Raw genomic sequence first — 9,806 nt, 5'->3', positions numbered from 1 at the left:
GTCGCAGTGGGCGGTGGTGCGGCCGCCGGAGCGGCAGTGGAACACCACCTCGCGGCCGGCGCCGATCGCGGCGGCGGCCGTCTCGAAGGCGGACAGCGGCGCGGCGACCGCGCCGGCGATGCGCTCGCGCGCCCGCTCGTCGGCTTCGCGCACGTCCACCAGGGTGATGGTCCCGGCCTTCAGCTTGCGGGCGACGGCGGCGGGCTCGAGCGGCTTCAGGGACGACATAATCACTCCGTGGGACAGAAAATCTCGGCGAGGGTCCCGATCACCCGCAGGGCGGCCGGGTCGGCGACCCGGTAGAAGATCGACTGGCCCTGGCGGCGGACGTCCACCAGCCCTTCCTCGCGCAGCACCGCCAGGTGCTGCGACAGGGCCGACTGGGACACGTCGAGTTGCTGTTGCAGCGCGCCTACGGAAAGTTCACCGTCGCCGAGCAGGCACAGGATCATCAGCCGCCGCTCGTTCGAAAGCGCGCGGAGCAGCTTGGCGGCGGCTCCGGCGCTGGCCTCGAAACGGTCGCGGTCTAGAGAAGCGTGATCGAGCATGCCGTGCATATATAAGCACTTGCTAATTTAGCAATGGCTAATATGTAGAACGCGACATTTGGGAGCTCCCGCCATGTCCCCCGACGTTCAAGGCTTCTTCGACACGCGGACCTCGACGGTCACCTACCTGGTGTCCGACCCGGCGACCAAGGCCGCGGCTGTGATCGACCCCGTGCTCGATTTCGACGCCAAGACCGGCAGGGTCTGGAGCGAGTCGGTCGACGCGGTGTTGAAGGCCGCGGGCGCGCAGGGGCTGCGGATCGAGCGGGTGCTGGAGACCCACGCCCACGCCGACCACCTGTCCGGCGCCCAGGTGCTGAAGCGCGCGACCGGCGCGCGGCTCGGGGTCGGCGGACGGATCACCGAGGTGCAGAAGACCTTCGCGCCGGTGTTCGGGGCCAACGACGTGGCCGCCGACGGCTCGGCCTTCGACGACCGCTTCGCCGACGGCGAGACCTTCCTGCTGGGCCAGATGGACGTGAAGGTGATGCACACGCCCGGCCACACGCCGGCCTGCGTGACCTACCTGATCGGCGACGCCGCCTTCGTGGGCGACACCCTGTTCATGCCGGACTTCGGCACCGCGCGGTGCGACTTCCCCGGCGGCGACGCGCGCACGCTCTACCGGTCGATCCACCGCATCCTCGCCCTGCCGCCCAAGACGCGCGTCTTCGTCGGCCACGACTATCCGTCCGGCGCGGGGCGCGAGGCGCCCGCCTGGGAAACCACGGTGGCGGCGGAGAAGTCCGGCAACAAGCATGTCGGCGCCGACGCGCCGGAGGACGCCTTCGTTCAGATGCGCACCGAGCGCGACGCCACGCTGGACCCGCCGGCGCTGCTGATGCCGTCGCTGCAGGTGAACATCCGCGCCGGCGCCCTGCCCCCGGCCGAGGCCGACGGGCGCACCTATCTGAAGACGCCCCTGAAGATCAGCCTGTAGACAAGATCAGCCTGTAGAGCGGCGCGGCTCGCGCGCCCGCACCGCCCGGGTCTCGCGCTTGTCCGGCGCGCTCTCCTGGAACAGCTTGCGGAACTCGTCGCGCTTCTCGTGGATCGAGGCGATCACCAGCCCCATAGGCTTGCCCAGATCGACCAGGGTGTTCTCGGCCAGCTGCAGGCTGGATTCCACCGTCTCCGGCACGGCGTCGGTCGCGCCCAGCTGGTACAGGCGCGCGGCGTGGCGCGCGTCGCGGGCGCGGGCGATCAGCGTGACGTCCTCGCGAGCCGCGCGGACGGTCTGCACCACCTCGTCCACCTTGCCCGGCGCGTCCATGGTCACCACCACGGCGGCGACCTTGTCGATGCCGCAGCGGCCCAGGAACTCGGCCCGGCCGGCGTCGCCGAAATAGACCCGCTCGCCCGCCTTGCGCGCCTCGTCGACGAGCTTGGCGTTCAGGTCGACGGCGGAGAACTCCACGTCGTGGCGGTGGAGCATTTCGCCCACCAGCCGCCCGACCCGCCCGTAACCGACGATCAGCACCTGCCCCGACACGTCTTCGGGATCCTCCGCCGCCTCGGGGACCGGTTCGAGGGCTGCGGGCGCGCGCACGGCCAGGCGTTCGGCCGCCCAGGCCAGGGCCGGCACGGCGAAGAAGCTGACGGTGGCCCCGATCAGCACGGCGCGCTCGAAGCCCGGATCGACCAGGCGGTGCTCCAGCGCGCTGTTCAGGATGACGAAGGCGAATTCGCCGGCCGGGCCCAACACCATCGCCGTCTCCAGCGCGATGCGCGGCGGCAGGCGGAAGGCCCGCGCGACGCCGAAGATGGAGACGATCTTCAGGGCGGTGAGGCCGACCGCGATGCTGAGGATCACGATCGGCTCGGCCAGCACCACGTCGAGGTCCAGCCGGATGCCGACCGAGACGAAGAACATGCCGAGCAACAGGCCCTTGAACGGCTCGATGTTGACCTCGACCTCGCGGCGGAACTCGGTCTCGGCCAGCAGCAGCCCGGCGATGAAGGCGCCGATGGCCATGGACAGGCCGCTGACCGAGGCCGCGACGCCGGCGCCGATCACCACCAGCAGGCAGGCGGCGACGAACAGCTCCTGGCTCTTGGACCCCGCCACCAGCTGGAACAGCGGCCGCAGCACGAGGCGCCCGACCGCGACGATGACCGCCAGGGCGAGCGCAGCGGGCGCCAGGGTCAGCAGGCCGGTCAGCCAGGAAGCGCCGTTACCGGCCTCCATGCCGCCCAGCACCGTCAGGGTGACCAGGATCGGCGCGACCGCCAGGTCCTGGGCCAGCAGCACCGAGAAGGCCGCGCGCCCGACCCCGGTGTGCAGCCGCTTGCGCTCGGCCAGCACCGGCATGACCAGCGCGGTGGAGGACAGGGCGAGCGCCAGGCCCAGCGCCACCGCGCCCGCCGGCGGCTGGCCCAAGGCCCAGGCGCACAGCCCCAGCAAGCCGCCGCAGACCACGACCTGGGCCATGCCGAAGCCGAACACCAGCCGCCTCATGGCCCGCAGGCGCTCCCACGAGAGCTCCAGCCCGATCATGAACAGCAGGAAGACCACGCCGAACTCGGCGAACACCCGGATCTCGTCGGCGTCCGAGATGGTGATGGCCGAGATCCACGGGTTGTCGCCGGCCAGCCGGCCCAGGCCGTCGGGGCCCAGCAGCACGCCGGCCAGCAGGAAGCCCAGCACCGGGCTCAGTTTGAAGCGATGGAACAGCGGCACGACGATGCTGGCCGCGGCCAGGAAAACGAGTACGTCCTTGTATTCCTGGGGCGCCACTTCCGTCGGCATTCGTTCGACCACCTCTCGCCTGAGCTCCCCACGACTCTAGCGTGGAGTCATGGCGGAAAGTTCACAGGCCGAGCGTAGTTCGCCGAGCGCCGCGCGAACATGACAGAATTTTAAGATGCGGTTGGAGCGGCCTGCTCCACAGTCGCGCCAGTCTTTCGAGAACAAGGCGAAGAAGAAATTCCGATGAAGAAGTTCCTGCTCTGCGCCGCCGCCCTGGCGGCGCTTGCGGCCGCGTCTGCCGCGCAGGCCGAAGACCGCGTCTGCCTCGACTCGGTCTGCGACAAGGTTTCCCTGTTCGGCGTCGCCGCCGACGCGCCGGCCGCGGGCGGCTCCGGCTGGACCAGCACCGAAGCGCCGAAGTACGGCACGTGGGGCTTCGACACCGCCGGCATGGACACCAGCGTGAAGCCGGGCGACAGCTTCTTCCGCTACGCCAACGGCAAGGCGCTGGACGCTCTGGTCATCCCGTCCGACCGGTCGACCTACGGCTCGTTCCCGCTGCTGCGCGAACTGTCCGACAACCGCCTGAAGGTGCTGGTCGAGAAGGCCGCCGCCGACACCGGCGCCGCGGCCGGCTCGGACCAGGCCAAGATCGGCGCCCTCTACAACAGCTTCATGGACGAAGCGCGCATCCAGCAGCTGGACGCCGCCCCGCTGGCCAAGGACCTGAACGCGATCCGCGCGCTGAAGACCAAGGCCGACGTGGCCCGCTCCATGGGCGCCTCCAACGCCGGCTTCGGCCGGTCGTTCTTCGGCGTCGGGATCTCGGAAGACGCCAAGGACCCGGATCGCAACACGCTCTACGTCGTCCAGTCGGGCCTGGGCCTGCCGGACCGCGACTTCTACCTGAAGGACAGCTTCGCCGATAAGAAGGCCGCGTACGAAGCCTATGTCGCGCGCATGCTGCGCAACGTGGGCTGGGAGAACGCCGGCCAGGCCGCCAAGGACATCGTCGCGCTCGAAACCAAGATCGCCGAGGTCAGCTGGTCGCGGATCGAGAGCCGCGATCGCGACAAGACCTACAACCCGATGACCGTGGCCGAACTGGAGAAGTACGCTCCGGGCTTCTCGTGGCGGAGCCAGCTGGCCGCCGCCGGCCTCGGCAAGGTCGACAAGGTGGTCGTCCGCCAGAAGACCGCCCTGCCGAAGATCGCCCAGATCTTCGCGGACACCCCGGTCGAGACCCTGAAGGCCTGGCAGGCCTTCCACACCGTCGACCAGGCCGCCCCGTACCTGTCCAAGCGCTTCTCCGACGCCCAGTGGGAGTTCCGCTCGCACACCCTGTCGGGCGCGCCGGAACAGCGCACGCGCGCCAAGCGCGGCGTGAGCTTCGCCGAGGGCGCGATGGGCGAGGCCATCGGCCGTGAATACGTCGCCGCGTACTTCCCGCCGGAATCCAAGGCGAAGATGGAGAAGCTGGTCGCCGACCTGAAGTCGGCTCTGAAGACCCGCATCGAGACCAAGCTCGACTGGATGAGCCCGGAGACCAAGGCCCAGGCGCTCGACAAGCTCTCCAAGTTCGGCGTGAAGATCGGCTATCCGTCCAAGTGGCGCGACTATTCGGCCCTGAACGTCGACGCGTCGGACCTGTACGGCAACGTCGCCCGCTCCAGCGCCTTCGAATGGGCCGAGGACGTCGCCAAGCTGAACAAGCCGGTCGACAAGGAAGAGTGGGGCATGACCCCGCAGACGGTGAACGCCTACTACTCGTCCACCCGCAACGAGATCGTGTTCCCGGCCGCCATCCTGCAGCCGCCGTTCTTCGATCCGAACGCCGACGCGGCCGTCAACTACGGCGGCATCGGCGGCGTGATCGGCCACGAGATCGGCCACGGCTTCGACGACCAGGGCCGCAAGTCCGACGGCCACGGCGTGCTGCGCGACTGGTGGACGGCTGAGGACGCGGCCAAGTTCAAGGCCCAGACCGACCGCTTCGGCGCCCAGTACGACAGCTACGAGCCGCTCCCGGGCGCTCACGTCCAGGGCGGCCTGACCATGGGCGAGAACATCGGCGACCTGGCCGGCATCACCCTGGCGCTCGACGCCTACCACGTGTCGCTGAACGGCGCGGAAGCCCCGGTGCTGGACGGCATCACCGGCGACCAGCGCGTCTTCCTCGGCTGGGCCCAGGTGTGGCGCTCCAAGTCGCGCGACGAGGCGCTGAAGCAGCAGGTCGTCTCCGACCCGCACTCGCCGGCCGAGTTCCGCGTGATCGGCCCGATGCGCAACGTCGACGCCTGGTACCAGGCCTTCGGCGTCCAGGAAGGCGAGAAGTACTACGTGAAGCCGGACGAGCGCGTCCGGATCTGGTGATCCGGCGGGCTCAGGCCTGACGAAACGAGACGGGCCGGAGCGGCGACGCTCCGGCCCTTTTTCGTTGCGGCGGCGCTTTGATTTCACCGTTCTTCGTCAAATTTTCGCCCGACGACGGGGTGAAACTTGTTGGAAGGCCACCGATCCGGCGCCCCCCGCCGACCGGCTGGCGAACATGACAGAATGTTAAGGGACGACTTGGGGCTTATGCTTCACAGTCGCCGCCAGTCTTTCGAGAATAAGGCGAGGAAGAAATTCCCATGAAGAAGTTCCTGCTCTGCGCCGCCGCCATGGCGACGCTGGCGGCCGCGTCCGCCGTGCAGGCGGAAGATCGCGTCTGCCTCGACTCGGTCTGCGACAAGGTCTCGCTGTTCGGCGTTTCCGCCGACGCCGCCGCCCCGGCCGGTTCCGGCTGGACCAGCACCGAGGCGCCGAAGTACGGCGCCTGGGGCTTCGACACCGCCGGCATGGACACCAGCGTGAAGCCGGGCGACAGCTTCTTCCGCTACGCCAACGGCAAGGCGATGGACGCCCTGGTGATCCCGTCCGACCGCTCGCGCTACGGCTCGTTCGACCTGCTGCGCGAACTGTCCGACAACCGCCTGAAGGTGCTGGTCGAGAAGGCCTCCGCCTCGGGCGCCGCCGCCGACAGCGACCAGGGCAAGATCGGCGCGCTCTACAACAGCTACATGGACGAAGCGCGCATCCAGCAGCTGGACGCGGCCCCGCTGGCCAAGGACCTGAACGCGATCCGCGCGATCAAGACCAAGGCCGACATGGCCCGCTCGATGGGCGCCACCAACGGCGTGTTCGGCGCGTCCTTCTTCGGCGCCTATGTCGACGCCGACGGCAAGAACCCCACCATGAACGCCCTGTACCTGTTCCAGGGCGGCCTGGGTCTGCCGGACCGCGACTACTACCTGAAAGACACCTTCGCGGACAAAAAGACCGCGTACGAGGCCTACGTCGCGCGCATGCTGCGCCAGGTCGGCTGGGAGAACTCGACCCAGGCGGCGAAGGACATCGTCGCGCTGGAGACCAAGATCGCCGAGGTCAGCTGGTCGCGCATCGATCGTCGCGACGACGACAAGACCTACAACCCGATGACCGTGGCTCAGCTTCAGAAGTACGCCCCGGGCTTCGCCTGGAGCGAGTACCTGAAGGCCGCCGGCCTGCAGAAGGCCGACCGCGCCATCGTGTCGGAAAACACCGCCTTCCCGAAGATCGCCAAGATCTTCGCCGACACCCCGATCGAGACCCTGCGCGCCTGGCAGGCCTTCCACACGGTCGATCAGGCCGCGCCGTATCTGTCCAAGCGCTTCGCTGACGCCCAGTGGGAGTTCCGCTCGCACACCCTGCAGGGCGCGCCCCAGCAGCGCGCCCGCGCCAAGCGCGGCGTGAGCTTCGCCGAAGGCGCGATGGGCGAGGCGCTCGGCCGTGAATACGTGACCGAGTACTTCCCGCCGGAATCCAAGGCGAAGATGGAGAAGCTGGTCGGCGACCTGCGCTCGGCCCTGCGGACCCGCATCCAGACCAAGCTGGCGTGGATGAGCCCGGAGACCCAGGCCCAGGCCCTGGCCAAGCTCGACAAGTTCGGCGTGAAGATCGGCTATCCGTCGAAGTGGCGCGACTATTCGGGCCTGACCGTCGACGGCTCGGACCTGTACGGCAACGTCGTCCGCTCGGGTAAGTTCGAGTGGGCGTACAACGTCGAGCGCCTCGGCAAGCCGGTCGACAAGGAAGAGTGGGGCATGACCCCGCAGACCGTGAACGCCTACTACTCCTCGACCCGCAACGAGATCGTGTTCCCGGCCGCCATCCTGCAGCCGCCCTTCTTCGATCCGAACGCGGACGCGGCCGTGAACTACGGCGGCATCGGCGGCGTGATCGGCCACGAGATCGGCCACGGCTTCGACGACCAGGGCCGCAAGTCGGACGGCGACGGCGCGCTGCGCGACTGGTGGACGGCGGAGGACGCGGCCAAGTTCAAGGCCCAGACCGACCGCTTCGGCGCCCAGTACGACAGCTACGAGCCGATCCCGGGCAGCCACGTCCAGGGCGGCCTGACCATGGGCGAGAACATCGGCGACCTGGCCGGCATCACCCTGGCGCTGGACGCCTACCACGTGTCCCTGAACGGCGCGGAATCGCCGGTTCTGGACGGCATCACCGGCGACCAGCGCGTCTTCCTCGGCTGGGCTCAGGTGTGGCGTGGCAAGTACCGCGACGACGCCATGAAGCAGCAGGTCGTCTCCGACCCGCACTCGCCGCCGGAGTTCCGCGTCATCGGCCCGATGCGCAACATCGACGCCTGGTACGACGCCTTCGGCGTGAAGGAAGGCGAGAAGTACTACGTGAAGCCGGACGAGCGCGTCCGGATCTGGTGATCCGGGCAGGCTCAGCCTGACGAAACGAGAAGGGCCGGGGCGGCGACGCTCCGGCCCTTTTTCGTACGGGGCGCCAGGCCTACTTCGCCTTGGCGCTCACGCTCTGGGCGGCCGTCTCGATCAGATCCGCCACCGTCTTCGGGCGGGAAACGTACACCGCGTGGCTGCCGGGGCTTTCGACCACGGTCGCGCCGGCGCGCCCGGCCATGGTGCGCTGCGCGGGCGGCGGGATCATGTGGTCGTCGGCGGCGACGAGATACCAGCTGGGCCGGGTCTTCCAGGCTGGGGCCGTCACTTGGCCGGCCAGGGCGTTCACGCCCCACGGGACCTGGCTGTCGGCCATGAAGGCGGCCTCCTTCGCGTCGACGTCGCCAGCGAAGGCCGCGTGGAACTTCGCCTTGTCCAGCATCAGAAACCCGTCCTGCGGCGGGAGGATCGGCGGGACCGGCGCGCCGGGCGGCGGGTTGGCGATCAGCGACTGCACGGACTCGCCCTTGTCCGGCGCGAAGGCGGCGACATAGACCAGCCCCTTCACCTTCGGGTCGGTCCCGGCCTCCGAGATCACCACGCCACCGTACGAGTGACCGACGAGGATCACCGGACCGGGCGCCGTTGCGATCGCCCGTTTGGCGTAGGCGACGTCGTCGGCCAGGGAGACGGTGGGATTCTGGACGACGGTCACGTTGTAGCCGTCCGCCTTCAGCTGGTCGTAGACGCCGCGCCATCCGGAGCCGTCCACAAACCCGCCGTGCACCAGCACGACGTCCTTCACTGCCCCGGGGCCCGACGGCGCCGGCGCGGCGTTCGCGACGCCCGCCGACACGGCGATCGCCAGGGCGGCGACCGTGGCGAGGGCCGCGGACGGTTTGGTCGATTTCATTGAGGCCTCCTTCGACGGGCCGGCGCGGTCCGCCGGCGTGGCGGTAGCGGAAGGAACTCGGACGGGACTGGACGATCCGGCGGCTCAACTCTTGAACCGGGACGATTGGACAAGCTCCCACCTTCTCGGCCGTCGATGCGCGGCGCCGGCGCGGCGACGCTCCGGCCCTTTTTCTTTGTCCGCGGTCCCCGTATGCACGAGGGACGGGAGGCGGACGGCATTGCAGGATCTCGACGTCATTCTGCGGGTGGGCGGCGCCGGCGTGCTCGTCACCCTCGCCCTGCTGCTGCTGTCCTATGCGCCGCGCGAGCGGCTGTTCCGCTACTTCCTGCCCTTCGCGCTGGGGCTGGCCGGCTTCCTGGCCGTCAACACCCCCGACGACGCCCTGGAGGCCTCGGGCCTGGTCCGGACCGTCGCGAGCGTGTTCAGCGGCAACGCCGTGATCTTCCTGTGGTGGTTCTGCCTGGCCGTGTTCGACGACGACTTCCGCCTGGGCCCGGTCGAGCTCGGCGGCGGCGCGGCCTGGTTTCTCGTCTTCCTGCTGGACCGCGGCTATCTCGGAAGCGGCCTGGAGGACGTCGACCTGTCCTGGCTGCTGATCGGGCTGGGCTCGGTCATGCTGGCCAACCTGGCCTGGCGCATTCTTCGCGGCCTCGAGGGCGACCTCGTCGAGGGCCGCCGCCCGGCGCGGATCGTGGTGCCGATCGCCGTCGCGACCCTGGTGCTCACCGACTTCGCGGTGGACGCCTTCCTGGGCTTCGGCTGGATGCCGCACTGGTTCACGCTGGCCCAGAACGCGGCCATCGTCGTCGTCACCGTGCGGCTGGCGCACTGGCTGCTGCGCGCCAATCCCGACGCCCTGACGCGCCGCCCGGCGGCCGCGGTCGAGAGCCCGGCGCCCGTCACGACGCCGGCGCCCGCCGCCGCCG

General features: G+C 69.5%; 7 protein-coding genes and 1 pseudogene. 4 read left to right on the top strand and 4 right to left on the bottom strand.

The features are described from left to right. A partial coding sequence (locus tag G3573_RS17265) for a rhodanese-like domain-containing protein (RefSeq protein WP_276208746.1) occupies nt 1-228 on the bottom strand: 228 nt, incomplete at its 3' end. A 2-nt stretch (nt 229-230) separates the two neighbouring features. Continuing rightward, on the bottom strand, nt 231-548 hold the full coding sequence (locus G3573_RS17260; RefSeq protein ID WP_240454775.1) for a metalloregulator ArsR/SmtB family transcription factor: 318 nt from the start codon (nt 546-548) through the stop codon (nt 231-233). 73 nt (nt 549-621) lie between these two features. Between G3573_RS17260 and G3573_RS17255 the strand changes: the two genes are divergently transcribed. After that, a complete protein-coding gene (locus tag G3573_RS17255; RefSeq protein ID WP_163262873.1) occupies nt 622-1,488 on the top strand; it encodes an MBL fold metallo-hydrolase in 867 nt (288 codons plus the stop codon). Nucleotides 1,489-1,494: 6 nt separating this feature from the next. Here the strand turns inward: G3573_RS17255 and G3573_RS17250 are convergent, their stop codons facing one another. Next, nucleotides 1,495-3,297 (bottom strand): cation:proton antiporter, encoded by a 1,803-nt coding sequence (locus G3573_RS17250; RefSeq protein ID WP_163262870.1) that lies wholly within the window; start codon nt 3,295-3,297, stop codon nt 1,495-1,497. Nucleotides 3,298-3,480: 183 nt separating this feature from the next. Between G3573_RS17250 and G3573_RS17245 the strand changes: the two genes are divergently transcribed. Beyond that, the gene (locus G3573_RS17245; RefSeq protein WP_163262868.1) at nt 3,481-5,610 is read left to right on the top strand and encodes a M13-type metalloendopeptidase; all 2,130 of its coding nucleotides are present in this window, start codon (nt 3,481-3,483) and stop codon (nt 5,608-5,610) included. Nucleotides 5,611-5,870: 260 nt separating this feature from the next. Next, a complete protein-coding gene (locus G3573_RS17240; RefSeq protein ID WP_163262866.1) occupies nt 5,871-7,997 on the top strand; it encodes a M13-type metalloendopeptidase in 2,127 nt (708 codons plus the stop codon). 79 nt (nt 7,998-8,076) lie between these two features. On the opposite strand, the gene G3573_RS17235 is transcribed toward G3573_RS17240, so the two are convergent. Beyond that, nucleotides 8,077-8,877 (bottom strand): alpha/beta hydrolase, encoded by an 801-nt coding sequence (locus G3573_RS17235; RefSeq protein ID WP_163262864.1) that lies wholly within the window; start codon nt 8,875-8,877, stop codon nt 8,077-8,079. A 220-nt stretch (nt 8,878-9,097) separates the two neighbouring features. Here G3573_RS17235 and G3573_RS17230 point away from each other — a divergent pair. Beyond that, nucleotides 9,098-9,806, top strand: a pseudogene (locus G3573_RS17230) (AraC family transcriptional regulator); the annotation flags it as partial.

The sequence above is a fragment of the Caulobacter sp. 17J65-9 genome (assembly GCF_010975005.1).
Lineage (GTDB): Bacteria > Pseudomonadota > Alphaproteobacteria > Caulobacterales > Caulobacteraceae > 17J80-11.
This window is presented reverse-complemented; position numbering and strand designations above follow the sequence as displayed.